Source organism: Streptomyces sp. NPDC059874, from assembly GCF_042731135.1.
Classification (GTDB): Bacteria; Actinomycetota; Actinomycetes; order Streptomycetales; family Streptomycetaceae; genus Streptomyces.
This window is the reverse complement of sequence record NZ_JBHWJY010000030.1, coordinates 59,462-83,117: the sequence shown is the minus strand read 5'-3', so window position 1 is coordinate 83,117 and position 23,656 is coordinate 59,462. Positions and strand designations below refer to the sequence as shown.

At 72.6% G+C, this 23,656-nt stretch carries 22 protein-coding genes; 10 read left to right on the top strand and 12 right to left on the bottom strand.

What is annotated here, in order from left to right; all coding sequences use genetic code 11:
* Positions 1–113: 113 nt before the first annotated feature.
* The 5 genes from ACFV9H_RS19295 to ACFV9H_RS19275 all read right to left on the bottom strand — a co-directional run bounded on the left by ACFV9H_RS19295 (position 114) and on the right by ACFV9H_RS19275 (position 8,821).
* Positions 114–1,301, bottom strand: a complete 1,188-nt coding sequence (locus ACFV9H_RS19295) for a lipid-transfer protein (protein WP_385399490.1) — start codon at positions 1,299–1,301, stop codon at positions 114–116.
* A 12-nt stretch (positions 1,302–1,313) separates the two neighbouring features.
* On the bottom strand, positions 1,314–3,446 hold the full coding sequence (locus ACFV9H_RS19290; protein WP_385399488.1) for an acyl-CoA dehydrogenase: 2,133 nt from the start codon (positions 3,444–3,446) through the stop codon (positions 1,314–1,316).
* A gap of 432 nt (positions 3,447–3,878) precedes the next feature.
* Positions 3,879–5,555 (bottom strand): serine/threonine-protein kinase, encoded by a 1,677-nt coding sequence (locus ACFV9H_RS19285; RefSeq protein ID WP_385399485.1) that lies wholly within the window; start codon positions 5,553–5,555, stop codon positions 3,879–3,881.
* Complete coding sequence (locus tag ACFV9H_RS19280; protein ID WP_385399482.1) at positions 5,552–7,120, bottom strand: serine/threonine-protein kinase; 1,569 nt, start codon at positions 7,118–7,120, stop codon at positions 5,552–5,554. Before ACFV9H_RS19280 ends, ACFV9H_RS19285 begins: the two co-directional genes overlap by 4 nt.
* 75 nt (positions 7,121–7,195) lie before the next feature.
* The gene (locus ACFV9H_RS19275) at positions 7,196–8,821 is read right to left on the bottom strand and encodes a protein kinase (RefSeq protein WP_385399480.1); all 1,626 of its coding nucleotides are present in this window, start codon (positions 8,819–8,821) and stop codon (positions 7,196–7,198) included.
* 275 nt (positions 8,822–9,096) lie between these two features.
* On the opposite strand from ACFV9H_RS19275, the gene ACFV9H_RS19270 reads away from it, so the two are divergent.
* The 5 genes from ACFV9H_RS19270 to ACFV9H_RS19250 all read left to right on the top strand — a co-directional run bounded on the left by ACFV9H_RS19270 (position 9,097) and on the right by ACFV9H_RS19250 (position 14,899).
* Complete coding sequence (locus ACFV9H_RS19270; RefSeq protein WP_385399476.1) at positions 9,097–9,741, top strand: class I SAM-dependent methyltransferase; 645 nt, start codon at positions 9,097–9,099, stop codon at positions 9,739–9,741.
* Between the two features lie 106 nt (positions 9,742–9,847).
* Positions 9,848–10,798 (top strand): N-acetylmuramoyl-L-alanine amidase, encoded by a 951-nt coding sequence (locus ACFV9H_RS19265; RefSeq protein WP_385399474.1) that lies wholly within the window; start codon positions 9,848–9,850, stop codon positions 10,796–10,798.
* Between the two features lie 150 nt (positions 10,799–10,948).
* Positions 10,949–11,755 (top strand): hypothetical protein, encoded by an 807-nt coding sequence (locus ACFV9H_RS19260; RefSeq protein ID WP_385399471.1) that lies wholly within the window; start codon positions 10,949–10,951, stop codon positions 11,753–11,755.
* Positions 11,756–11,863: 108 nt separating this feature from the next.
* Positions 11,864–12,874, top strand: coding sequence for an LLM class F420-dependent oxidoreductase (locus tag ACFV9H_RS19255; protein WP_385399468.1), 1,011 nt, complete (start codon positions 11,864–11,866; stop codon positions 12,872–12,874).
* Positions 12,875–12,970: 96 nt separating this feature from the next.
* On the top strand, positions 12,971–14,899 hold the full coding sequence (locus ACFV9H_RS19250) for a protein kinase (RefSeq protein ID WP_385399466.1): 1,929 nt from the start codon (positions 12,971–12,973) through the stop codon (positions 14,897–14,899).
* Here the strand turns inward: ACFV9H_RS19250 and ACFV9H_RS19245 are convergent.
* The 3 genes from ACFV9H_RS19245 to ACFV9H_RS19235 all read right to left on the bottom strand — a co-directional run bounded on the left by ACFV9H_RS19245 (position 14,896) and on the right by ACFV9H_RS19235 (position 16,167).
* Positions 14,896–15,300 carry a hypothetical protein gene (locus ACFV9H_RS19245; protein ID WP_385399464.1) on the bottom strand — a complete coding sequence of 135 codons (405 nt, stop codon included), beginning with the start codon at positions 15,298–15,300 and terminating at the stop codon, positions 14,896–14,898. The genes ACFV9H_RS19250 and ACFV9H_RS19245 overlap by 4 nt on opposite strands.
* Positions 15,297–15,440, bottom strand: coding sequence for a hypothetical protein (locus ACFV9H_RS19240; protein WP_385399461.1), 144 nt, complete (start codon positions 15,438–15,440; stop codon positions 15,297–15,299). Before ACFV9H_RS19240 ends, ACFV9H_RS19245 begins: the two co-directional genes overlap by 4 nt.
* Before the next feature lie 79 nt (positions 15,441–15,519).
* Entirely contained in the window at positions 15,520–16,167 is a 648-nt protein-coding gene (locus ACFV9H_RS19235; protein ID WP_385399458.1) for a hypothetical protein, read from the bottom strand.
* A gap of 113 nt (positions 16,168–16,280) precedes the next feature.
* Here ACFV9H_RS19235 and ACFV9H_RS19230 point away from each other — a divergent pair, with 113 nt between their 5' ends.
* Complete coding sequence (locus ACFV9H_RS19230; RefSeq protein ID WP_385399456.1) at positions 16,281–16,589, top strand: hypothetical protein; 309 nt, start codon at positions 16,281–16,283, stop codon at positions 16,587–16,589.
* A 22-nt stretch (positions 16,590–16,611) separates the two neighbouring features.
* Here the strand turns inward: ACFV9H_RS19230 and ACFV9H_RS19225 are convergent, their stop codons facing one another.
* Genes ACFV9H_RS19225 through ACFV9H_RS19215 form a run of 3 tightly spaced genes read right to left on the bottom strand, consistent with a single transcriptional unit; the run spans position 16,612 to position 19,827 of the window.
* Entirely contained in the window at positions 16,612–17,709 is a 1,098-nt protein-coding gene (locus ACFV9H_RS19225; protein WP_385399453.1) for a prenyltransferase/squalene oxidase repeat-containing protein, read from the bottom strand.
* Complete coding sequence (locus tag ACFV9H_RS19220; RefSeq protein ID WP_385399451.1) at positions 17,706–18,449, bottom strand: class I SAM-dependent methyltransferase; 744 nt, start codon at positions 18,447–18,449, stop codon at positions 17,706–17,708. The genes ACFV9H_RS19225 and ACFV9H_RS19220 overlap by 4 nt, the downstream gene beginning before the upstream one ends.
* A 58-nt stretch (positions 18,450–18,507) precedes the next feature.
* Positions 18,508–19,827 carry a glycosyltransferase family 4 protein gene (locus ACFV9H_RS19215; RefSeq protein WP_385399449.1) on the bottom strand — a complete coding sequence of 440 codons (1,320 nt, stop codon included), beginning with the start codon at positions 19,825–19,827 and terminating at the stop codon, positions 18,508–18,510.
* Positions 19,828–20,065: 238 nt separating this feature from the next.
* Here ACFV9H_RS19215 and ACFV9H_RS19210 point away from each other — a divergent pair, with 238 nt between their 5' ends.
* Positions 20,066–20,701 (top strand): TetR family transcriptional regulator, encoded by a 636-nt coding sequence (locus tag ACFV9H_RS19210; RefSeq protein ID WP_385399447.1) that lies wholly within the window; start codon positions 20,066–20,068, stop codon positions 20,699–20,701.
* Between the two features lie 948 nt (positions 20,702–21,649).
* Positions 21,650–22,195, top strand: coding sequence for a hypothetical protein (locus ACFV9H_RS19205; protein ID WP_385399444.1), 546 nt, complete (start codon positions 21,650–21,652; stop codon positions 22,193–22,195).
* 65 nt (positions 22,196–22,260) lie between these two features.
* Here ACFV9H_RS19205 and ACFV9H_RS19200 read toward each other — a convergent pair whose 3' ends face one another.
* The gene (locus tag ACFV9H_RS19200) at positions 22,261–23,019 is read right to left on the bottom strand and encodes a GntR family transcriptional regulator (RefSeq protein WP_385399441.1); all 759 of its coding nucleotides are present in this window, start codon (positions 23,017–23,019) and stop codon (positions 22,261–22,263) included.
* A gap of 199 nt (positions 23,020–23,218) precedes the next feature.
* On the opposite strand from ACFV9H_RS19200, the gene ACFV9H_RS19195 reads away from it, so the two are divergent.
* Positions 23,219–23,413 carry a hypothetical protein gene (locus ACFV9H_RS19195; RefSeq protein ID WP_385399438.1) on the top strand — a complete coding sequence of 65 codons (195 nt, stop codon included), beginning with the start codon at positions 23,219–23,221 and terminating at the stop codon, positions 23,411–23,413.
* The gene (locus ACFV9H_RS19190; protein ID WP_385399436.1) at positions 23,406–23,636 is read left to right on the top strand and encodes a hypothetical protein; all 231 of its coding nucleotides are present in this window, start codon (positions 23,406–23,408) and stop codon (positions 23,634–23,636) included. Before ACFV9H_RS19195 ends, ACFV9H_RS19190 begins: the two co-directional genes overlap by 8 nt.
* Positions 23,637–23,656 lie beyond the last annotated feature (20 nt).

Here is a 23,656-nt window from a genome sequence, read left to right as displayed (position 1 = left end):
GGCTGAAATTGCCCGGCGGGCAATCCAGCCCCGCCGGCGTTTGAGGCGTGGGGCCCCCCGGACGGAGTCCGGGGGAGGGTCTGGGGCGGAGCCCCGGCAGCGGCGGCCGGCCGTTACTTCCGCAGCAGGGTCACCACCGCCGCACCGCCCAGCCCGATGTTGTGCGCAAGACCGACCCGCGCGCCCGCGACCTGCCGCGCCCCCGCCTGCCCCCTCAGCTGCCAGACCAGTTCCGCCGCCTGCGCCAGCCCCGTCGCACCCAGCGGATGCCCCTTGGAGATCAGTCCCCCGGAGGGGTTCACCACCCACCGGCCGCCATACGTAGTGGCCCCGCTCTCCACCAGCTTCCCCGCGGCGCCGTCCTCGCACATGCCGAGCGCCTCGTACGTGAGCAGTTCGTTGATGGAGAAGCAGTCGTGCAGCTCGATCACGTCCACGTCCTCGATGCCCAGGCCCGACGCGGCGAACACCTGCCGCCCCGCCGCCGCCGACATCGGCTTGCCGACCACGTCGATGCACGAGCCCGAGGAGAAGGACTCGTCCGTGTCCGTCGTCATCGACTGGGCCACGATCTCCACCGCCTTGTCGTGCAGCCCGTGCCGGACCACGAACCGCTCCGAGACGACCAGCGCGGCCGCCGCCCCGTCCGAGGTCGGGGAGCACTGGAGTTTCGTCAGCGGCGAGTGGATCTCCTTCGCCGCCAGGATCTCCTCCACCGAGTACACGTCCTGGAACTGCGCGTTCGGGTTGTTCGCCGAGTGCCGGTGGTTCTTGGCTCCCACCGCCGCCAGCTGCGCGGCCGTGGTCCCGTACCGCTCCATGTGCTCGCGCGCCGCGTTGCCGAAGATCTGCGCGGTGGGCGGGGACATCTCGAAGCCGTGCCCGGCCGCCATGATCCCGTAGTGCCGGGCCACCGGCGAGGTCTTGAAGTCACCGCCGTCGGCGCCGCCGCCCAGCGCCCCGCGTTTCATCTTCTCGAAGCCGAGCGCGAGCACGCAGTCGTTGATCCCGCCCTCGACGAACTGCCGCGCCATCATCAGCGCCGTCGACCCGGTCGCGCAGTTGTTGTTCACGTTGTAGACCGGGACCCCGCTCAGCCCCAGCTCGTACGCCGCCCGCTGGCCGGCCGTGGAGGCCTGGAAGCAGTAGCCGACCGGCACCTGCTCGACCAGGCCGTAGTCCACCCCCGCGTCCGCGAGCGCCGCCGTCCCGGCCTCCTTGGCCATGTCCCAGTACTGCCAGTCCCGCGACTCCGGCTTCTCGAACTTCGTCATGCCGACGCCCACGATGTACGACTTCATCACTGCTGCCCTTCAGTCCCTGGGAAGGCCGAGAATCCGCTCGGCGACGACATTGAGCTGGACCTGCGTGGTGCCCCCGGCGATGGTCAGGCAGCGGGACATGAGCATGCCGTGCACCGCCCGCTCCCCCGCCCCCTCCCGTACCGCGCCCGCCGGGCCCAGCAGTTCGAGCGTGAGCTCGGCGGTCCGCTGCTGGTGCGGGGTCTGGACGAGTTTGCGTACGGACGCGCCCGCGCCCGGCTCCAGCCCCGACACCTGTTGGAGCGTGGTGCGCAGCCCGATGCAGGCGAGCGCGTGCGCTTCGGCGGCCAGCGCCCCGATGCGGGCGCGGTGGGCCCCGTCGAGGTCGGCGGAGCGGGCGATGAGGGATTCGAGGCCGGTGTCGAAGCTCATCAGGTCGGCCATGTGGACGCGCTCGTTGCCCAGGGTGTTGCGGGCGACCTTCCAGCCGCCGTCGGCCGCCCCGACCAGCGCGTCCGCCGGGAGGATCACGTCGTCGAACCAGACCTCGTTGAAGAGGGCCTCGCCGGTGATCTCCTTGAGCGGCCGGATGTCGATGCCGGGGGTGTTCTTCATGTCGACGACGAAGTAGCCGAGCCCCTTGTGCTTGGGCGCGTCCGGGTCGGTGCGGGCCAGCAGGATGCCGAAGTCGGCGCTGTGCGCGGAACTCGTCCACACCTTCTGTCCGTTGATCTTCCAGTCGCCGTCCTCGGTGCGCTCGGCCTTGGTGCGCAGCGAGGCGAGGTCGGAGCCCGCGCCGGGCTCGGAGAAGAGTTGGCACCAGGTCAGTTCCCCGCGCAGGGTGGGCAGCGCGTAGGCCTCCCGCTGCGCGTCGGTGCCGTAGGCGAGCAGTGAGGGCACGACCCAGGTGGCGATGCCGAGGTCGGCGACCTTGACCCCGGCCGCCCGCAGTTCCTGTTGGACGACGAGCTGCTCGACGGGGCCGGCGCCGAGCCCGTAGGGCGGCGGGAGGTAGGGGGCGGCGTAACCGGTCGGGGCCAGGATCCGTCTCGCCGCGGCCGGGTCGAGGCCGCGCGCGTCCTCGATGGCGGTACGGGCCCGCGCCCGGTACTCCTCCGCCTCCGCGGGCAGTTCCAGCTTCAGCTCCCGCCGCGCGCCGCCCGCCGCGAGGCGTACGGCCCGGATGCGGTGCCCGTCGCCGGAGCCGAGCAGCTGGCGGGCGACGACGGCCCGTCGCAGGTACACGTGGGCGTCGTGCTCCCAGGTGAAGCCGATGCCGCCGAGGATCTGGATGCAGTCCTTGGCGCAGGAGTACGCGGCGTCCAGCGCGGTGCCCGCGGCGAGCGCGGCGGCCAGCGAGCGCACATCCGCCGGCTCGTCCATCGCGTTCGCGGCGTCCCAGGCCAGCGCCCGGGCCTGCTCCAGCCGTACCAGCATGTCGGCGCACAGGTGCTTGACTCCCTGGAACCGCCCGATGGGCCGCCCGAACTGCTCGCGCACCTTCGCGTACTCGGCGGCCGTGCGCAGGGCCCAGGCGGCGGTGCCGCAGGCGTCGGCGGCGAAGAGGGCGCAGGCCAGGTCCCGTACGAGGGCCGCGTCCAGTTCCAGCACCCGGTCGGGGCCGGCGGTGACCCCGCGCGCGTGCACCTCGGCGGTGGGGCGGGTCGGGTCGGCGCTCTCGTGCGTACGGATGTCCAGCGCGGCGGCGTCCACGGCGAACCAGCGGGTGCCGTGCGCGGCCTCGGCGGCGAGCAGGACGAGGTCCGCCTCGCCGGCGCCGAGCACGGGCGGCGCGAGCCCGTCGAGCAGGTACCCGCCGCCCTCGACGGCGACGGCCGTCAGGGTCCCGGGCCCCAGCGCGACCGCCCCGACCCGCCCGGCGAGGGGCTCGGCCCCGGCCCGGTCCAGCAGTACGGAGGCCAGCGCGCTCGGCAGGTACGCCCCGGGCAGCGCGCCCCGGGCGGCTTCCTCGACGACGACGGCGAGGTCGAGCAACGTGCCGCCCTCCAGGTGCGGCTCCAGCAGGCCCTGCGCGGCCATCGCGTCCCAGTAGGCGGGTCGCGCACCCGTCTGCGGCGGGGTGTCGAGCAGCTTGCGCACCTCTTCGGGAGGCACGACCCGCGCCACCCAGCCGCGCACCGCCTCGGCCAACTCCCGCTGTTCCGCTGTGATTCCGATGCCCATGCGCGGCAGAGTAGAACACGTTCCATTCTGACGGAAGGTCAGATTGGAACGTGTTCTCGCCCGGCGCCACCCACCAAGCGCGGCTCAAAGACCCGGGGCTCCACCACGTACCCCGCACGAGTCGACGCCTGACGCGTTCGCGCCGTCCCCCAGCAGCCGCTCAGTTGGTCGTCACGGCCCCCACCGCGGCGCGGGCGATGCCGCCGCAGCCCTGGACCCGAACCAGGTACAGGTGGTCTGCACTTCGGCGTCGACACTGGAGTGGCGGTCGCTGCCGTTGTCCCGCGGTTGCAGCGGCAGCCCCGTCGCCAAGTCCGAGCACTCGTACAGGGTGCGGTACTTGTCGGCTTTGGCGCCCGCGCCCGACGTCCCGTACGAGGATGCGGGACCCGCAATGCCTGCCCTGCCCCTCCCCGATTCCGGAAGGGGATCCTACCCACGGGTCACGGACGCGAGCGCGGTCCTGGCCGCCTTGACGGCGTCGGACTCGCACGAGGCCGCGGGGTGCTCCTCCCCGCCGAGGCCGACCCGGATGACGAGGTTGCCGTCGCGGACGGCGAGCACGCAGGTCTCGCCCTCCTTGGGCCTGTCCCAGTAGCCGGCCTCGCCGACGTCCAGGGTCCGGTCGAAGCGCAGGCCCATGCCCGAGTCCATCCTGAACTCGGACTTCTGGGTCTCGGTCGCGTCGTATCCCGCCGAGTCGCTGATCTTGAGCGACCAGCGCACGGTGGCGTGCGGGAGCGGGTCCCACTGGTTCTCCCCGCCCTCCCGATGGGTCCCGAACCATTGGCACTCCGCACCGGCGGTGCTCCCGCCCTCGGAGTGGGCGTCCTTGTCCTTCCTTCGGTGCTCCATCCCGAACCTCCCTGCCACGTCGGAGCAGTTCGGCAGCCTGGCGTACCGGTCGGGCTCGACGGGGGCGGTCCTCGACGGGGACGCGCCCGGCTGCCCGCCCAGGCCCTCCGAGCCGCCCCCGCCCGACCGGAGCACGTACGCGGTCAGGCCGAGGCCTGCGACCAGGACGAGCCCCGCCACCGTCGCCCACACCGCCGGGCGGACCGTCCGGCCTCCGGGCGGCCCCGGCAGGGCCTCCGGCGGCAGCACCGCGGTCGACGCGGCCGGCCCGCTCCGTTCCAGCCGCACGGTCGGGTCCGCGGGGCCGACCCCGGCGCCCGCACGGCCCACGGCCGCCGCACGGTCGGGACCGCCCCGCACCAGCCCGGCCACCGCCGCCCGCTGCTCGGTGATCAGCCGCCGCACGGCCGCCGGCCACGACGTCCCCGCCGGGCCCTCCGGCGCCACCGGCCCGATCAGCTCCAGCAGCCGCGCCGCGGTGGGCCGGGCCGCCGGGTCCTTGGCCAGGCAGGCCTCGACCAGCGGCCGCAGCCCGTCCGGCACCCCCGACAGCTCCGGCTCGGCGTGCACCACGTTGTAGAGGGTCCCCAGGGTCGACGGGGCCGCGAACGGGCTGCTCCCGGCCGCCGCCATCGCCAGTACCGACCCCAGCGAGAACACGTCGCTCGCCGGGCCCGGCTCCTTCCCCTCGGCCTGCTCGGGCGACATGAACGCGGGCGAGCCGACGACCATCCCGGTCTGCGTCAGCTCGCTCGCCTCGCCTCCCCGCTCGGCGAGCCGGGCGATCCCGAAGTCGATGACCCGCACCCCGTCCTCCGACAGCAGCACGTTGTCCGGCTTCAGGTCGCGGTGGACCAGGCCCGTCCGGTGGATCGCGACGAGCGCCGTCGCCAGGCCCGCCGCGAGCCGCCGTACGACCGGCTCGGGCAGCGCCCCGGCCGCCTCGACCGCCGCGCCCAGCGAGGGCCCGGCCACGAACACCGAGGCCAGCCAGGGCGTGACCGCCTCCGGGTCGGCGTCCATCACGGCCGCCGTGAACGCCCCCGACACCTGCCGCGAGGCCGCGACCTCCCGCCGGAAGCGGGCCCGGAAGGCCTCGTCGGCGCCCAGCCTCGCGTGCACCTGCTTGAGCGCCACCAGCCGCCCGTCCGGGCCGGACGCAAGCAGCACCCGCCCCATCCCGCCCCGCCCCAGCTCGGCGAGCAGCCGGTACGGCCCCACCGCCCGCGGATCGGACTCCCGGAGCGCCCTCACCGGCGCGGAATCGCCGCTACGGCGCCCTGACCGGCGGTCTTCGTGACGTCCTTGCACCCGCCGGGCGGGTAGTTCGGTCCCTTGACGGCGATGAAGGCCCTGAGGTTGACGTCCCGGATGTACAGCACGCAGCTCTCGTCGTCCTTGTCGTCCGGCGGCAGCCACATGGCCTCCTCGGCATAACCGAGGCCGAAGTCCCGCGTGGTCCTGCCTCGCCCGTAGAACTCCTCGTGGCTCTCCTTGGCCTGCTCGGCCCCCGTCTTGCCGCCCGGCCGGGAGACGAACAGACTCCAGGACACGTAGATCTCGTCGCCTGCCTTGTCCTTCCACACGCACAGATTGCTGGGGCCGGACCACTTTCCGTCCTTCTCCGTGAATCCGTACCCGCTCGGCAGGTCGAACCCGGCCGGCACGGTGATCCCCGCCGCGAGCTCCGGGCAGGTCATCTCCTGCGGCCGGTACCGGTCCTGGACCTGGGAGAGCGGGACCGTGCCGGGCGTCGGCACGTCCTCCGGCACGACCATGAAGTAGACCTCCTGGACCACCGGCCGCCCCACGGTCAGCCCGCAGGCGACCAGGGCGGCCACGATCCCCGCCCCCACCAGCGCCCGTACCTTCCGGCTCCACTTCCGTCGCGGCCGCGCGACCCAGCCGTCCGGCCGCTCCGCGCTCGCGCCCACCGGCCCGGTGACGCCGGCGATCTCGGCCCGCTGCGCCCCGATGAGCCGGTGCACCGCCTCCGGCCAGGGCCGCACCGACGGCTCGACCCGGCCGACCATCGCCGGCAGCTCCTGCGGCGACGGCCGCGCGGCCGGGTCCTTGGCCAGGCACCGCTCGATGATCCCGCGCAGGCCGGGCGGGACGGCACTCAGATCCGGCTCCGCGTTCACGACCTCGTGCAGCAGCCGCGGCACGGAATCCCCGGCGAACGGCGCGCTCCCCGTGCACGCCATGACCAGCGTGGCCCCGAGCGCGAACACATCGCTCTTCGGGGTGAGTTCGCGGCCCAGGATCTGCTCCGGCGACATGAACGCGGGCGACCCGATCAGCGCGCCCGTGTGCGTGATCCGGGTCTGGTCCCCCACCGCGCGGACGATGCCGAAGTCGATGACCCGTACGCCGTCCTCGGCGAGCAGCACGTTGGACGGCTTGAGGTCCCGGTGGATCAGCCCGGCCCGGTGCACATCGGCCAACGCCCGAGCCAGCCCGGCGGCGAGCACCCGCACCGAGGCCTCGGGCAGCGCCCCACCCGCCTCCAGGGCCTGGCTCAGCGAGGGCCCGGGGACGAACTGCGAAGCGAGCCAGGGCGTCACCGCATCCGGGTCGGCGTCGATGACGGCCGCCGTGTACGCCCCCGACACCTTCCGCGAGGCATCCACTTCACGCCGGAACCGCGCCCGGAACCCGTCGTCCTCGGCCAGCTCGGCATGCACTTCCTTGACGGCGACGAGCCGACCATCGGGCGCGACGCCGAGCAGCACCCGCCCCATCCCGCCCTGCCCGAGCACGGCCACCACCCGGAACGGCCCCACCCGAGCCGGCGCGGACAGCTCCAGGTCCTCCATGTCCGTACCACCCCTCCCCCGATTCGGGTGGGGATCATACAGACCGTCAACAGCCGTACGTGGTGCCGTCGATGCTCACAGGGCCAGAGTGCGCCAGCCCCGGGTGATCTGCTCGCGCACCTCGCCCGGCTCCTGCCGTGCCGTCAGCAGCTCCGCCAGAGCCGCACCGTCCGCCGGGCGTTCCCTCGGATCGACGGCCAGCGCCCGCCGCACGGCGGCCGCGAGGGCCGGGTCGAGTGCCTGGACCGCGGCCAGGGCGGCCGCGTCGGGGCCCGTGTCCACGATCCGGCGGATCACCGCGCCCGTACTGGTCGCCGCGAACGGACTGGTTCCGTGCGCCGCGCACACCACGCAGCACGCCCACGCCCAGACGTCGGCGGCCGGGCCGACGCCCTCGTCGCCGAACTGCTCCGGCGCCATGTACGTCAGGGTCCCCGGTCCGCCACCGGTCCTGGTCAGCCGGGTGCCGTCGACGATCGCCGCGATGCCGAAGTCGAGCAGCCGCGGCCCGGCGGTGGTCAGCATGATGTTGGCCGGTTTGAGGTCCCGGTGGACCAGGCCGAGCCGGTGCACCCCGGACAGCGCCACGGCCAGCGCCAACGCCAGGGCCCGCAACGCCTCGGGCGAGCGGACCGGCCCCTGCTCCCGCAGGTGGACGTCGAGGGGCCGCCCGTCGAGCAGCTCCATGGCCAGGTAGGGCCGTCCCGCGTCCACCCCGGCGTCGAGCACCCGGGCGGTGTACGCCCCGGACACCATCGCCAGTACCTCCGCCTCCCGCTCGAAGCGGCGCAGCAGCTCCGCATGGTCGAGCAGCTCGGGGTGGATGGTCTTCAGCGCCACCTGCGTCGCCGACCCCTCACGCCGGGCGAGGTACACCGTCCCCATCCCGCCGGCCCCGATGCGCCCGAGCAGCTGGTACCCGCCGATCGCGCGCGGCTCGTTGGGGCGCAGCTCCTGGTACGACACCTGCGGCGCGGGGGCGACGCCCCGGTCGGCCTGCGTGGGCACGTAGGCCGGGGGCCGGCCGGGCTGCGCGGGCGGGGCCGTCTGCGTGGGCGCGTACGACGGCACGGGCGGGAGCGGCGGCACGGGCTGCGCGGCCGGCAGCGGCGCGGCGGACCGGTACTTCCGGCCGGCCAGGAGGTCGACGACCTGGACCACCAGCGCCGCCAACAGCACCCCGACCGGCGCGAACACGCCGAACACGAGGCGCAGGGCGATCAGCCCGGCCAGCCGCCGCCGCGTCGAGGGCGAGCGCCACACCCCCTTGGGCATCCCGAGGGTCAGCAGGTTGCGCTGCGTCCGGAAGTAGAGGAACAGCCAGCCCGGCAGCACCAGCAGCGTGATGACGGCCAGCCAGGTCCACGGGTGGCCGAAGTCCAGGGGTTGAAGCAGGCTGTTCCCATCCACCCCGGCGATCGAGAAGAAGCCCGTCAGCTCGATCTCGGGAAGCCCGTGGTACACGTACTCCGGGAGCACGTACAGGCAGGCGACCCCGGCAACCCCCACAGCCAGCTCCCCGAGCACCGCGCCCGGGATCCGCGGCATCGGAGCACCGCCGCTCCGGGCCGCCAATGCCCGTCGGCGCACGTGCTCATGACGTCGTCCGAGCAAGGGCAGCGACAGCAGCCGCACCACCAGCGCCGACCCGCCGTAGACCAGCAGGCCCCAGAGCAGGGCCTCCCCCAGGTACGACCACATGTGTGTCCCCACGCTTCCCCCGCACGACCCCGTCGGCCGAGAGGGGAGTATAGATCCGCCGGAATCACCGGGTCAGGGACTCCACGAAGGCCGCGAACGCGGAGGGGCTCCGCGTAGAGGCGGCCAAGACGGTGTGCTTCGAGTGCGCAGCGCCGCCCTACCGCGCGTGACCCCGGGAGACCCCGCCCTGGTCCGCTACCCGGCGGTAGGGCAGCATGGGCCGCCACCGTGACCGTCACGGTCACCGTCTCGCACGCGTATCCCCGGAGGACCCCATGGCCGCCACCCCCAAGCCGGAGACCCTCGCCGCCTTCGAGGCCGCCAAGGGGTTCATGCCCGTGGGCGAGGGCCTCGCCCTGTACGCGGCGGCGACCGAGGCCGCGGCGCTCGGGCTGCCGCTGCTGGAGGTCGGGACGTACTGCGGACGCTCCACGATCCTGCTGGCCGACGCCGCCCGCGAGGCCGGGGTGGCGGCCATCACGGTCGACCACCACCGGGGCAGCGAGGAGCAGCAGCCCGGCTGGGAGTACCACGACCCGACGGTCGTGGACCCGGAGATCGGGCTGATGGACACGCTGCCCACCTTCCGCCGCACCCTGCACCGGGCCGGTCTCGAGGAGCACGTGATCGCGATCGTCGGCCGGTCCCCGCAGGTCGCGGCGGCCTGGGGCGGCCCGCTGGGTCTCGTCTTCATCGACGGCGGCCACACCGACGAGCACGCCACCGGGGATTACGAGGGCTGGGCCCCGCACGTGGCCGTGGGCGGGACGCTCGTCATCCACGACGTCTTCCCCGACCCGGCCGACGGCGGCCAGGCCCCGTACAGGATCTACCTGCGCGCCCTCGCCTCGGGCGCCTTCGAGGAGGTCTCGGTGACGGACTCCCTGCGCGTGCTGCGCCGGGTCGGCGAGGGCGTCTGACGATCGGGCCGCGGCGCAGGCAGGACCGGCCGGGCATATAAGACGACCACGCCCTCGGATGGCCCAGAGCCCGGACCGGGCCCGCCTCCCGGTCTAGCATCACCGCGTGCGCTACGACGACAGCCCCCAGCCTCCCGAGTCCGCCGACTTCCCCGCTCCGGCCGGCCCGGACCGGCCCTGGTTCGCGCGCCGCGCCACCCTCGTCGTGGGAGTGGCCGCGCTCGCCCCGGCCTGCCTGGCCGGGTGGGTGCTCACCCAGGTCCTGACCGGCGGCGCCGGACCGGAGCGTCACGACGCCAAGCAGCCGGGCCCCGTGGCCGGCGCGCCCGTGCCCGGGCCCGCGTCCCTGCCGCCCGCCGCCCCCGCCAAGGTGCCCGCCAAGGGGCCGCTCACCGGGAAGACGGTCGTCGTCGACCCCGGACACAACACCGGCAACTTCAAGCACACCGACGAGATCGACCAGCAGGTGGACATCGGCACGAACCTCAAGGAGTGCGACACCACCGGCACCACCACGAACTCCGGCTACATGGAGGCCGAGTTCACCTTCGACGTCTCGCTGCGCCTGCGCGAGGCGCTGGAGGCCCAGGGCGCGAAGGTGGTCCTCACGCACGAGTCCGACCGCCCGTGGGGCCCCTGCATCGACGAGCGGGCCCGCATCGGCAACGAGGCCGGGGCCGACGCAATCGTCTCCGTCCACGCCGACGGGGTCTCGGCCGGCAACCGCGGCTACCACGTGATCCTCCCCGCCAAGGTCAAGGGCGGCGGCGCGGACACCTCGAAGATCGTCGAACCCTCCCGGCTGCTCGGCGAACGGATCGCCTCCAACTTCGCCCGGACCACCGGCTCCGACCCCGCCAACTACCTCGGCAGCGGAACCGGCTTGGTCATCCGTGACGACCTCGGCGGACTGAACCTGTCGACCAGGCCCAAGGTGTTCATCGAATGCGGCAACATGCGTGACGCCAAGGACGCGGCGCAGATGACGAGTCCGGAGTGGCGGCAGAAGGCGGCCCAGGGCATCGCGGACGGCATCGTGGCGTTCCTCGGCGGGTAGTCCCCTCGGGAGTCCCGCCGGGACTTGGTCACCGCCCCGATCCTCTCGGCCGCGGGGAACCTCCGTACCATGGTGCCGCCCGCCCGCTCCAGACACGTACTGCGACCGCGGCACCACGAGACGACCGAGACCGAGAAGGACACCTAAGACGTGAACATCCGCTCCCTCACTCGAGGCGACGGCGTGGTGATCGGAGCAGCGGCGCTGCTGTTCATCGCCTCGCTCCTCGACTTCCACTCCGCCACCCTCGTCTCCGCGAACGCGTGGAACACCGACTTCAGCGGCCTGGCCCTGCCCTCCGTGTTCCTGCTCGGTTTCATCGCCGCCGGTCTGCTGGTCGCCACCCGCTTCGTGCCCGAGGGCCGCAAGATCGCCGGTCTGCCGCTGTCGGCGTGGGGCATCGTCCTCGCGGTCTCGGCCGCCTGGTCGGGGCTGTGGACGCTGATCCTCAACGGGTCCAACGGCGCCGGTGCGATCCTCGGCTTCCTCGCCGTCGCGGTCCTGGCGGGCGTCGCCCTCGCCGGTGCGAAGATCCCCGCGCTCGCGGGGCAGCTCGTGCCCGACCCGAAGCCCGTCGCGGCCCCGCCGTACGGCGGCCAGCCGCAGCCCGGCGCCGGGTACGGCTACCCGGGCGCGCCGGAGGGCCGGCAGGCCCAGCCGTACGGCAACACCCCGCAGCCGGCCCCGCCCTACGGCGGCACCCCGCAGGACGCGGGGCAGACGCCCGCGCCCACCCCGGAGCCGGCCCCGGCGGCGGACTTCTCCCCGTTCTGGTTCGCGGTCCCGGTGGCGCGCCCCCTCTTCGCCGAGGACGGCTCCCCCAACCCGATCGCGGAACTCGCCCCGGGCACCTGGTACCTGGCCGTCGAGCAGCGTGGCCCCGCCACCCTGATCGCCCAGACCCAGGACGGCCGCCGCGGCGTGCTGAACGACACCTCGGGCATCCAGCGCGGCTGAGCGCGCAGCGATCCCACGGCAACGGCCCCCCACCCTTCCGGGCGGGGGGCCGTTGCCATACAGTCACCTGACGCATCGTCAGAAACGGCTTGGCGGAGGGGATCGTACATGCGCCTCGGACTCGCACTCGGCTACTGGGGCCGCGGCCCCAATCCCGGCCACCTCGACCTCGCCACCGAGGCCGAGAACCTCGGCTACCACTCGGTGTGGACCGCCGAGGCCTGGGGCTCGGACGCCTTCACCCCACTGACCTGGATCGCCGCCCACACCTCGCGGATCCGCCTCGGCACCGCCATCGCCCAGATGGCCGCCCGCACCCCCACCGCCACCGCCATGCACGCCCTCACCCTGGACCACCTCTCCGGCGGCCGCATGATGCTGGGCCTGGGCCTGTCCGGGCCGCAGGTGGTCGAGGGCTGGTACGGGCGCCCCTTCCCCGCGAGCCCCCTCACCGCGACCCGCGAGTACGTCGACGTCATCCGGCAGGTGCTGCGCCGGGAGGGCCCGGTCGCGCTGGAGGGCCGCTTCCACCACCACCCGTACCGCGGCGAGGACGGCACCGGCATCGGCAAGCCGCTCAAGCCCATCACCCACCCGCTCCGCGCGGACCTGCCGGTCCTCCTCGGCGCGGAGGGGCCGAAGAACATCGCGCAGACCACCCGGATCGCGGACGGCTGGCTGCCCCTGTACTGGTCGCCGACCCGCACGGACGTCTACCAGGCCTCCCTCACCGACCTGCCCGACGGGTTCATGATCGCGCCGATGGCCCGCGCCAAGGTGTGCGACGACGTCGCCGAGGGACTGCTGCCGGTCAAGGCGATGCTCGGCTTCTACATCGGCGGCATGGGGCACGCGGCACGCAACTTCCACGCCGACCTGATGGCGCGCATGGGCTACGAGGAGGAGGCCCGCCGCATCCAGGAGCTGTTCCTGGCCGGGCGCAAGGAGGAGGCGGTGCTGGCCGTCCCGGACGCGTTCGCCGACGAGATCTCGCTGATCGGCCCCCGGGAGCGGATCGCCGAACGCCTCGAACTGTGGCGCAAGGGCCCGGTCACCGACCTCCTGCTGACCGCCCCGGACCCGCACACCCTGCGCGTCCTGGCGGAGCTCAACAGCTGAGGCGACCGAGCCAAGTCACCTACCCCCGGGCCTCGTTGTAGCTTCAACCCATCCGGTAGATTCCCGGAGACTGATTCCGATCCTGACGGGGCTGACGTGTTAGAGCTGACGGGGAGCGGCGCCGAGCCGCTGGAGCCGGACGATCCGCGCCAGATCGGGCCGATCCCGCTGGCGGGCCGGCTGGGGGCCGGTGGCATGGGACGGGTGTACCTCGGGGTGCAGGACGGCCGGTACGTCGCCGTCAAACAACTGCTGGCCTCCGTCGTCGGCGAGGACAAGGACTTCGTGCGCCGCTTCGGGCACGAGCTGGACAACCTCGCCCGGCTGCCCGCCGGTGCCACCGCACCGCTGCTCGGCAGCGACCGCACCGCCCGACCCCCGTGGTTCGCCACCGCGTACGTCCCCGGGCTCACCCTGCGCGAAGCCCTGGAGCTGAACGGCAGCTCCCTGCCCGCGGACGCCCTGTGGCTGCTGCTGCGGGAGGCGGCGGCGGGTCTGGCGCAGGTGCACGCGCTGGACATGGTGCACCGGGACCTCAAGCCGTCCAACGTCATGCTGACCGTCGACGGACTCACCCTCATCGACTTCGGCGTCGCCCGGGCCGCCGAGCAGTCCCAGCTGACCCGGACCGGCATGGTCGTGGGCACACCCGCCTACATGGCGCCCGAACAGGCCTCGGGCAGCCGGGGTTTGAGCGGCGCCACCGACGTGTTCGCACTGGGCTCGGTCCTCGCGTACGCGGCGAGCGGACGGCCGCCCTTCGGCGACGAGTCCGGGCACGGCGTGCTGTACCGCATCGTCCACGAGGAACCCGACCTGGAGCCGCTGCGGGCCTCGGCCCCGGACCTGGCCGACCTCGTCGCCACCTGCCTCGCCAAGGACCCGGCGGACCGCCCCACGGCCGCCGAGCTCCTCGAACGCGCCACGCGGGAGGGCCCGTTCACGGCCCCGCTGTGGCCGGCGGCCGTCCACGAGCGGCTGTCGGAGAGGGCCGCCTTCGCCGCGGACGTCCAGGAGATCGACCTGCCGACGGTCCCGCTCGCGGGCGGGACGCCGGACACGGAAGCCGAAGCGGAAGCGGGGAAGGAGCCGGAGGAGAAGCCGGAGCCGGCGGTCATCCCCGTGCCGGTGCCGGACCCGACCCCGAGCCCCTCCCCGGCGGCCGCCGAGCCGCGTCCGGAACGCCGCCGCCGCGTCCGCATCGTTCTCGCCGTCGTCCCCGTCGTCCTGGTCGCGGGCGGTACGACCCTCGCCATCCAGTACCTGCCGAACGTGTCCTCCCCACCGGCCGAGGCCAACGGCGCCCCGCACTCCTCCGCATCGGCCCCCGCCGACCCGACCGGCGCGGCGTCGGCCGGTAGCCCGTCCGGTCAGGCGTCACCGGCGCAGTCGCCGACCGACGGCAAGACCGATGACGGCGCCCAGAACGCACAGGGCGGGGTGGGCGACCCCAACGCCTCGGGTGCCGGGAGCGCGGGAACGGGTGCCAACACGGGGTCCAGCGCCGGCACCGGTACCAGTACCGGCACCGGCACCGGCACCGGACCGAGCGGCGGCGGCGGCCAGAACGGCGGTTCCGCCGGCACGGGCAGCTCCGCGGGCACCCACACCTCCGCGCCCCCCACCAGTCCCAAGACCACGGCCGCCCCGCCACCCGCCTCCGGCACCTACCGCTACCGCAACGGCAGCAACGGCAAGTGCCTCAACCAGGTCTACGGCGCCTCGAGCTTCGCCGAATGCCCGGACGCGTCCACCCAGTGGACCGTGCAGGGGCGCTCCGACGGCAGCTTCAAGCTCGTCAACAAGCAGAGCGGCGGCTGCCTGTATTCCAACGGGCTCGGCCAGGCCGTCTTCGTCGGCGACTGCTCCCAGGACATCGGCCGGATCTGGCGCAACGGCTCGTCCGGCAGCCTGGTGGCCGACTACGGCGGCGGCTGCCTCGACCTCGGCATGAGCGGCACCACCGGCCTGCTGACGGCGAGCTGCGACGGGGACTCCTCGCAGCGCTGGACCAAGCAGAGCTAGGGCTTGTCGTCGGCCCCGGGGGTGTCCTGCGGCAGCGCGGCCAGTACCTCGCGCAGGTCCAGCGGCATGACGGCGATGTCGATGGTGCCGCCGCCCTCGTAGGCGCAGGTCACGATCCGCGAGCCGGGGTTGATGGAGAGCCCTTCCCGCACGGAGGGGGCCCGCAAACCGGTGGCGCGGCCGCCTGGCAGCGGCACGGGCTCGCCCCGCCGCGGGACCCAGCGGGCCGCGCCCTGGTCGGCGTACAGCTTGCCGAGCCGCCAACGGCCCTCGCCGGCCGGATGCCGCGCCATTCCGGGGATCCCGGCCTCGGGCCCGGCGGCAAGCCGGCGCAGGTGCTTGCGCCGCAGCAGCCAGCCGGCTCCGGCGGCGCCGAGGACGGCAACCACGATCTCGATCACGCGACCCATTCAAGCAGGTCGCACGAGCCCTGGCCGCCCGGCTCGGACGCGCTCGGGACCTGGTCGGTGACCTCCGCGCCGGCGCTCTTCCCGGCGTCCTTCAGGGCGCGGCGGAGTCGGGCGGTACGGGGTATCGACAAGGGTGCCTCCGGGGGCTCGGGGATCTTCCGCAGCCTCGCCCGGGGCACCCGGTTCCGCCACTCGGGGGACCCGTTCGGGCTATCCGCCCAGCTGGGAGAGGCTCGGGACCTGGTCCGTGACCTCGGCGCCCGCGCTCTTGCCCGCGCCCTTGACCCCGTCGATCACGTTCTTGAAGGAGTCGATGTCGGCATCGCCCGCCTCACCCTTGCGCAGCTTGGTGCCCAGGCCCTTGAGGGAGTCGATGCCGGCCGTCAGCGGGACCATCGCCTTCGACAGCAGCGGGTCGCCCTTGGCGTTGTCGGCGGCCGCCTTGAGCCGGTTGTACGCGAAGGCGCCCGCGAGGCCGGCCTTGATGAGCGCGAAGGTGCGGCCCTTGGCGCCCTTCTTGAACTTGCCCTCGCGGTACGGCTTGATGATCCACTGGTAGGTCGCCCCGGCCGCGAGCCCGGCGTTGGCGACGAAGCGCGTCTTGGCGAACTTCTGCCGCTCGGCGGAGGTGCTCGGCGAGGGCGTCGGGGCGGCCAGTTCATCGGCCTCCCCGGCGGCCGGCACCGCGGCCGCGAGCGCCGCCAGCTCGGCGGCCGAGGCCATGGAGACCTGGTCCGCCCGGCTGCTGCCGCCGCCGGAGCCGCCGCACGCGGTGGCACCGGCGAGCAACGCGGTGGACAGCGCCACCGCCGTGAGGGCGCGACGGAATCGCGAGGTCCTGGACGTGACTACGGACACGGTTTCCTCCGGGGGCTGGGGCGTCCCCCGCAGCCTCCCCCCGGCCCGGCCCCCGCACCACTGGTGGTACCCCGTTAGGGTTTGGGGCGCGTGCGAGCGGCAAGACGCTCCACATGCGCTCACACACGCACTCTCGAGAACACGCCCGAGGAAGCAGTCAGGCAGGACGGGCCGTCGCGCTCGTGGCGGACGTGCTCGCCTTCGTGATCGTCCTGTGGATCCTGCTGTACCTGCTCGACGCCAACCGGGGCAACGAGCTGGTGGAGTTCGTCCACGACACCGCCACCTGGCTGTCCACCTGGACCTACGACCTGTTCACCTTCAGCCGCGAGTGGGTCCAGGTCGTGTTCGGCTACGGCCTGGCGGCCGTGGTCTACGTCCTCGTGGGCCACGCCGTCGCCGGGTGGCTGTACCGCCGCTGAGGCCCGTCCTTCGGATCGGGCCTCAGGGCGTCCCCTGGAAACCGCAGCAGTCGGGCTCCAGTCCGGCCGGGAGCGATGTCCCGCCGAACACCTGGGTCGTCGCCTCGTCCCCGCCCAGTGCCGCGACGGCGAGCAGCAGCGACCCGGCGGTCCAGGTGGTCTGCTCGACCGGCCAGACCGCCTTGTCCTGGAACACGTAGCCCGTCCAGTACATGCCGTTTTCGGCACGCAGGTGGCCTATGGAGCGCAGGATCTCCAGCGCCCGGTCCGACTCCCCCGTCGCCCACAGCGCGAGCGCCAGCTCGCAGGACTCCCCGCCCGTCACCCACGGGTTCGGCAGGACGCAGCGCACGCCCAGGTCCGGGACGACGAACTCCTCCCACCGCTCCTCGATGCGCGCCTTGGCCTCGGGGCCGGTCAGCGCGCCGCCGAGGACCGGGTAGTACCAGTCCATCGAGTAGTGGTTCTTGTCGAGGAACCGCTCGGGGTGGCGGCGTATCGCGTGCCGCAGCGCGCCCACGGCGAGCTCCCAGTCGGGCTGCGGCTCCTCGCGGTGCTCGGCGACGGCCAGCGCGCAGCGCAGCGCCTGGTGGATGGAGGAGGACCCGGTGAGCAGGGCGTCGGTGACGGCGGTGCCGTCCGGCTCCCGCTTCCAGCCGATCTCGCCACCGGGCTGCTGGAGGGCGAGGACGCACTCCACGGCCGAGTAGACGGTCGGCCACATCCGATCGAGGAAGGCGTCGTCGCCGGTGGCGAGGTAGTGGTGCCAGACGCCGACGGCTATGTACGCCGTGAAGTTGGACTCCCGGCTCGCGTCCTGCGGCTGCGCGGTGTCCACGCCGTCCGCCCGGTCGGCGTAGGCCGCGTACCAGGAACCGTCCTCGTTCTGGTGTCGGGCCAGCCACTCGTAGGCGCGCTCGGCGGCCTCGTGCTCGCCGGCCGCGTCCAGGGCCATCGCGGCCTCGGTGTGGTCCCACGGGTCGAGGTGGTGGCCGCGGAACCACGGGATGGCCCCGTCGGCGCGCTGCGCGGCGAGGATCCCGGCGACGGTCTCGGCGGCCTGCTCGGCGGTCAACACCCCGTCGAGGACCAGGTGTTCGGTGCGCTCCGGCGAGCTCACTTGGTGGCGCCCGCGGCGTCGACGGGAAGGTGGGGCTTGGTCGCGTACGCCACGAAGCTCTTGCCTATGACCGGGTTGAGGGCCTGCTCCGCGATCCGCGTGAGCGCCGGCTTCTTCATGATGTCCCAGACCAGGAGCTTGTGGTACGCCCTGACGGGCAGCGCCTTGTCGTTGTCGACGCCGAAGGCGCACTTGAGCCACCAGTACGGGGAGTGCAGCCCGTGCGCGTGGTGGGTGCCGTACGGCTTGAGGCCCGCGGCCTCCATCTTGCCGAGCAGCTCGTCCGCCTTGTAGATGCGGATGTGGCCGCCCTCGACCTCGTGGTACGCGTCGCTCAGCGCCCAGCAGATCTTCTCGGGGCCGTAGCGCGGGACGGTGATGGCGATGCGCCCGCCGGGCTTGAGCACGCGCACCATCTCGGCGAGCACGCCCTTGTCGTCGGGGATGTGCTCCATGACCTCGGAGATGATGACGACGTCGAAGGACTCGTCGGGGAAGGGCAGCGCGAGCGCGTCGCCCTCCATGGCGGTGGCGGTGGCGCCGGCCGGGGCCTCGCCGGCCTCCTTCATCGCCGCGAACCACTTGGCGACCTCGCGGATCTCCTCGCCGTTGCGGTCGAGCGCGACCACCTGGGCGCCGCGCCGATAGCACTCGAAGGCATGCCGGCCTGCGCCGCAGCCCAGATCGAGCACACGGTCGCCTGCGGCGAGCGGGAACCGGGAGAAATCGACGGTCAGCACGGGGTCCTGCCTTCGCGGTCGCGGGGGTGGTGAGGGAGAAGCGGAGTCTGGGGGTGCGTCACCGCGGACGGCGGGTCCGGGCGGCCGCGGCCTGCTCGATGGCGGCGCGGTAGTGCGCGGCGGTGCCCTCGGCGGCCTTGGCCCAGGTGAACCGGGTCAGCACCCGCTCCCGCCCGGCGGCGCCGAGCCGCGCGCGCAGCTCCGGGTCGCCCAGCACCCGGCCCAGCGCGGAGGCCAGCGCGCCCGCGTCGCCCGGGGGCACCGCGAGGCAGGTCTCCCCGTCGGGGCCGGCGACCTCGGGGATCGCCCCGCCGGTCGTGGCGACGAGCGGGGTGCCGGTGGCCATGGCCTCGGCCGCCGGCAGCGAGAAGCCCTCGTAGAGGGAGGGAACGCAGGCGACCTGCGCGCTGCGGACCAGGTCGACGAGCTCGGTGTCGGTGATGCCCTTGACGAAGCGGACCGCGTCCTGGAGCCCGTACGTCTCGATCGCGCGGGCGACGGGACCCTGCTCGGCCCGCTTGCCGACGACGACGAGGTGCGCGTCGGGCTGCTCGGTACGCAGCTTCGCGAGTGCCTCGACGAGGTGGACGAGCCCCTTGAGCGGGACGTCGGCGCTGGAGGTGGTCACGATGCGGCCCGGTACCTCGGCCACGGAAGCGTCCGGCGACCACAGGTCCGTGTCGGCGCCGATGTGCACGACGTGGATGCGCTCGTCGCGTACGCCGAGGTGCTCGGCGATCTCCTGCCGGGAGGACCCGGACACGGTGAGCACGGAGGGCAGGCGCCGGGCGACGCGCCCCTGCATGCGCGTGAAGCCGTACCAACGGCGCACGGACGCCCGCCTCATGCGGTCCTTCGCGGCGGCGAGGTCGAGCGCGCGGTCCACTGTGATGGGGTGGTGGATGGTGGTCACCAGGGGCGCACCGAGGTCCCCCAACAGCCCGTACCCGAGGGTCTGATTGTCGTGGATCACGTCGAACTCCCCCGCGCGGGCGGCGAGATGGCGCCGGGCCCGCAGCGAGAAGGTCAGCGGCTCGGGGAAGCCGCCGGTCCACATCGTCGCGACCTCAAGGGCGTCGATCCAGTCCCGGTACTCGCCGCGCTTCGGCGTGCGGAAGGGGTCGGGCTGCCGGTAGAGGTCGAGGCTGGGCAGCTCGGTGAGCGTGGCGCCCGTGTCGAGGACCGGGTACGGCTGCGCGCCGATGACCTCGACGGAGTGTCCGAGGCGTACGAGCTCGCGCGAGAGGTGGCGGACGTAGACGCCCTGGCCGCCGCAGAACGGGTTCCCCTTATAGGTGAGGAGTGCGATGCGTAGCGGGCGGTCGCCGTCGGTGGCGGAACCCGCGAAAGGGCTCGTCACCATGGCCTCAGCGGTCACTCTCGGCCCCCTTCTCCCTGCACTTTCGCCGGAGCGTAACCGCTCGGATAATGTAGAACAAGTTGCAGACTTGATCCGTTGAAGAGCATTGAATCTACCGGCCGGAAACCACACCGTAAGAGGCGGAGCAGGTGATTCGCGCCACGACACCGACGCCTGAGATGCTGGCCCCGAATCAGTCCACACCCGCCCCACGCACACCCCCCGCAACGACACGGAACGCCACGGAACGGGACACATGACACCGGAAGCGAAGCCCCTCGCCACCACGGTCACCACACCGGCGTCCCCGCCCCTGACGGAACGCCAGGAGGCCCGCCGCCGCCGGATCCTGCACGCCAGCGCCCAGTTGGCCAGCCGGGGCGGCTTTGACGCGGTGCAGATGCGGGAGGTCGCGGAGTCCTCCAGCGTGGCGCTGGGCACGCTCTACCGGTACTTCCCGTCCAAGGTGCACCTGCTGGTCGCCACCATGCAGGACCAGCTCCAGCACATGCACACCACGCTGCGCAAGCGCCCGCCGGCCGGCGACGACCCGGCGGCCCGGGTCGCGGAAACCCTGATGCGCGCCTTCCGCGCCCTCCAGCGCGAACCGCACCTGGCGGACGCGATGGTCAGGGCCCTCACCTTCGCGGACCGCAGCGTGAGCCCCGAGGTGGACACGGTGTCCCGGCTGACCACGGCGATCATCCTGGACGCGATGGGCCTGGAGGCCCCGCCGACGGCGGAACAGCTCTCGGCGGTCCGGGTCATCGAGCACACCTGGCACTCGGCCCTGATCACCTGGCTCTCGGGCCGCGCCTCGATAGCGCAGGTCAAGATCGACATCGAAACGGTCTGCCGCCTGATCGACCTGACGGCGCCGGAAAAGGCCTGAAGGTGTCGTAGGGGGTGGGGCGGGGGTCGTACGGACTCACGCGCGCGGGACTCCTCCCCCCTCGGGGCACGCCCCGCGGCGGTGGCTGCCCACCCGCCCCCTCGGCGGTGGGGCGGGGGTGGCCCGTCCTGTACGGCGGGACCTGGGAATGGCGGGGTCCGAGCCGGGCGGAATCAGAGAGGTCTTGGGGGTTTCCCGTCAGTCCCATAGTCCTTCCGTGTCGGGCCGGTCTGTCAAGGGCGCTCCTCCTTCGTCGTCGCGTCGCTGCGCGACGGCCTGCGGCCGCCCTTGACAGACCGTCCCGCCACGGAAAGACAAGAGACTGCCGGGAAACCCCCAAAAGAACGGGCCGGTCCTAGATTTCAAGGACGGGGCGATCAGGGATGTCCGGCCGGGTTCCCGGCGGCAGGCCCCGGCCCGGGCCCTTCCAGACCGCCCTCCGGGTCGGGGGCAGCCCAACCACCCCCAAACACCGACCAAATGACGCCGGCAGGAGGTCAGACGGGCACCTCGCGTCAAATCGCTACGCGCTCCTCAACGACGGCGTCCGACAGCCGCCTGGGGCCGATACCCGCACCAAAACAGCGACCAGAAGCACATCAGCATCCGACGAGCGCGACAGATCGCTACGCGCTGCCCATATTTCGGCGTCCAACGGCCGCCCGGGGCCGATGCCCGGAACCCCACTCTCGCCGCGAGCCAGGCCGTTTCGTTTGGATCACCGGGCAGACCAGAGGAAGGTGCCCGCGACGCGCAGTCCTGCCATGTAGATGGTCGCCGTCTTCTCGCTTGTATGCCTCGCGGTCGAAGGCGGGTGGCCACCGGCCGCCCCGCTTCGGCGCCCGGTCCGGGAGCAATGGCTCAATCCGCGCCCACTGCACGTCAGGCAACGGCATAACAAGACCAACGATCAGATGATCCGAAGGAAGCGGGCCTACTATCCTCGCCATGGGCACAGTGATCATGACCGTCAGTCTGGCCTTCGTCGGGTACATGGCGACGTATGTCAATGGGCTGCGGCTCGCGCAGCGGCAGGCCCGGCTCGCTCGAGTGAACCAGCAGTTGAGCGACTTCTACGGCCCGCTCTTCGCGCTCATGGAGGCCAACAGTCGTGCCTATGACGCGTTTTGTGAGCGGTATGCCCGCCCTGATGGGATTCACCCCTTCGACCACAACGTTCCCCCCACCGAGGAAGAGCTCGCCGAGTGGCGCATCTGGGCCACGACCGTCTTCCTGCCCAACATCCAAAAGATGCGCGACGTGGTCGTCACCAAGGCCGACCTCCTCATCGAGGAGGAGGTGCCGCCTGTCCTGCTCGCACTGTGCGCCCACGTATCCGGCTACGAGATCACCGCGGCGCGCTGGGCATCTGGTGAGTTCGGCGAATACAAGTCCGTCATCCAGTTCCCGGGGCCAGAGCTGAAGGAGTACACCACCACACGCTTCGCGCGACTCAAGAGGCAGCAGGCTGCCCTTCTCGGTCGGCGTCGGTGAAGTCCGAGGACGATTGGGCGCTACTTCCCTGACCGGCGATCCGGTGATCCGAAAGACCCGGCCTACTAGGCGTCGAAGTCGTACTCCAGCACGTAGGAAGCGGAGTCCAGGGTCATCTCGTTGACCTCAACAGCCCGCCCGCCCTCAGCGAACGCTGTGCGGATGATCTGGATGACAGGCGTGCCCATGGAGAGCGAGAGTCGCTCGGCTTCGTCGGCTGACGGCATCCGGGAGCGGATCGCCTCTCGGAAGTGGACGGGCCCGTGCCCCAGCTCGGCCAGCCTCGCGTACGTCCCACCAGGGCCGGTATCCGTCTGGGTGATGGCAGAGTCGGCGACGAGCTCCGCCGGCAGGTACGAGGTCGCGAAAAGCACCGGCTTGCCGTCGAGGACGAAGCGGCGGCTGCGTGCCCAAACCCGAGACCCCGGGGAGATGGCGAGGACGTCGGCGATGCGACGGTCCGCCTCTTCTTCGCGCACTTGGATCTCATCGACGACGAGCTCCCGGTCTTCGGCATCGACGGACCAGATGGAACGGCCTGAGCCCCACTGCTCCTGTGCCAGCCGCTGGATGCCGCGCCGCCGCAGGGGCTTGAACGCCCGGACGAAGACACCGGCACCCTTCCGCGCCTCCGCAAGGCCTTCGTTCTGGAGCACTCCGAGGGCCTGGCGTGCGGTCATCCGAGCAACCTCGTACGTGGCCATGAGGTCGTTCTCGCCCGGCAGGCGGTCGCCCGGGCCGTACTCACCCGACTGGATGGCCTTCCTCAGCGCATCGGCGATCCGCTGGTACTTCGGCTGGCGGGTGCTGCCCTGGCTGGTCATTAAACCGATCACTCCTTCTCCTCTCTAGACACCCTAGGGCCAGAAAGAGACCGCTGCACGTACCACCGTCGAGACCCCATCCACCAGGCATTGGCAGATATCTCTAGAGATGTGTTGACGAATTGGGCTGGACCGGCTGGGATGCATCTCTAGAGAAGTTGCCTCTTGGGGACGGTCCAACGACTGAGGAGTGATCTGCATGCATCAGACTCGCGTCGGCACGGCAGCACCTGAGGTGCACCTCTGCACCAGTGCCGTGCTCAGCCCTGCCACCGAAGACGCTCGCTTGGTGGAGGTGGCAGCAGCGGTCGAACCCAGCGCGGATCTGCTCGACCGGGCGCTGGTCGGCTGGGAGCGCTTCCTGAGCACGTTCGAGGGAGCGCCCGATGAGTGAGCGATACGAGTACGTGCCCCATCGGCTACTGCGCCGTCGCGTCCGCGACATCGCATCAGGCACCGAGGGCGAGCTGATGGCGGTGATCAGCGAGAACGTCTCGGACTCCGTCGCCCACGAGCGCTGGATGGAACTCGCCTACATCCGTGGCGCGTCCGGCCGCGAGTTCACCACCGCGATCGCCAACGTCGAAGCGGCCGGTGGGGCGGACTGCCATCGGTAGCCGTGTCTCCGACGGCCGCT

Bases quoted from the DNA above. Each gene is read 5' to 3' on its own strand.
- ACFV9H_RS19295 (WP_385399490.1), bottom strand. From the start codon at position 1,301: ATGAAGTCGTACATCGTGGGCGTCGGCATGACGAAGTTCGAGAAGCCG.
- ACFV9H_RS19290 (WP_385399488.1), bottom strand. From the start codon at position 3,446: ATGGGCATCGGAATCACAGCGGAACAGCGGGAGTTGGCCGAGGCGGTG.
- ACFV9H_RS19280 (WP_385399482.1), bottom strand. From the start codon at position 7,120: ATGGAGGACCTGGAGCTGTCCGCGCCGGCTCGGGTGGGGCCGTTCCGG.
- ACFV9H_RS19275 (WP_385399480.1), bottom strand. From the start codon at position 8,821: ATGTGGTCGTACCTGGGGGAGGCCCTGCTCTGGGGCCTGCTGGTCTAC.
- ACFV9H_RS19270 (WP_385399476.1), top strand. From the start codon at position 9,097: ATGGCCGCCACCCCCAAGCCGGAGACCCTCGCCGCCTTCGAGGCCGCC.
- ACFV9H_RS19255 (WP_385399468.1), top strand. From the start codon at position 11,864: ATGCGCCTCGGACTCGCACTCGGCTACTGGGGCCGCGGCCCCAATCCC.
- ACFV9H_RS19230 (WP_385399456.1), top strand. From the start codon at position 16,281: ATGCGCTCACACACGCACTCTCGAGAACACGCCCGAGGAAGCAGTCAG.
- ACFV9H_RS19210 (WP_385399447.1), top strand. From the start codon at position 20,066: ATGACACCGGAAGCGAAGCCCCTCGCCACCACGGTCACCACACCGGCG.
- ACFV9H_RS19205 (WP_385399444.1), top strand. From the start codon at position 21,650: ATGGGCACAGTGATCATGACCGTCAGTCTGGCCTTCGTCGGGTACATG.
- ACFV9H_RS19200 (WP_385399441.1), bottom strand. From the start codon at position 23,019: ATGACCAGCCAGGGCAGCACCCGCCAGCCGAAGTACCAGCGGATCGCC.
- ACFV9H_RS19195 (WP_385399438.1), top strand. From the start codon at position 23,219: ATGCATCAGACTCGCGTCGGCACGGCAGCACCTGAGGTGCACCTCTGC.
- ACFV9H_RS19190 (WP_385399436.1), top strand. From the start codon at position 23,406: ATGAGTGAGCGATACGAGTACGTGCCCCATCGGCTACTGCGCCGTCGC.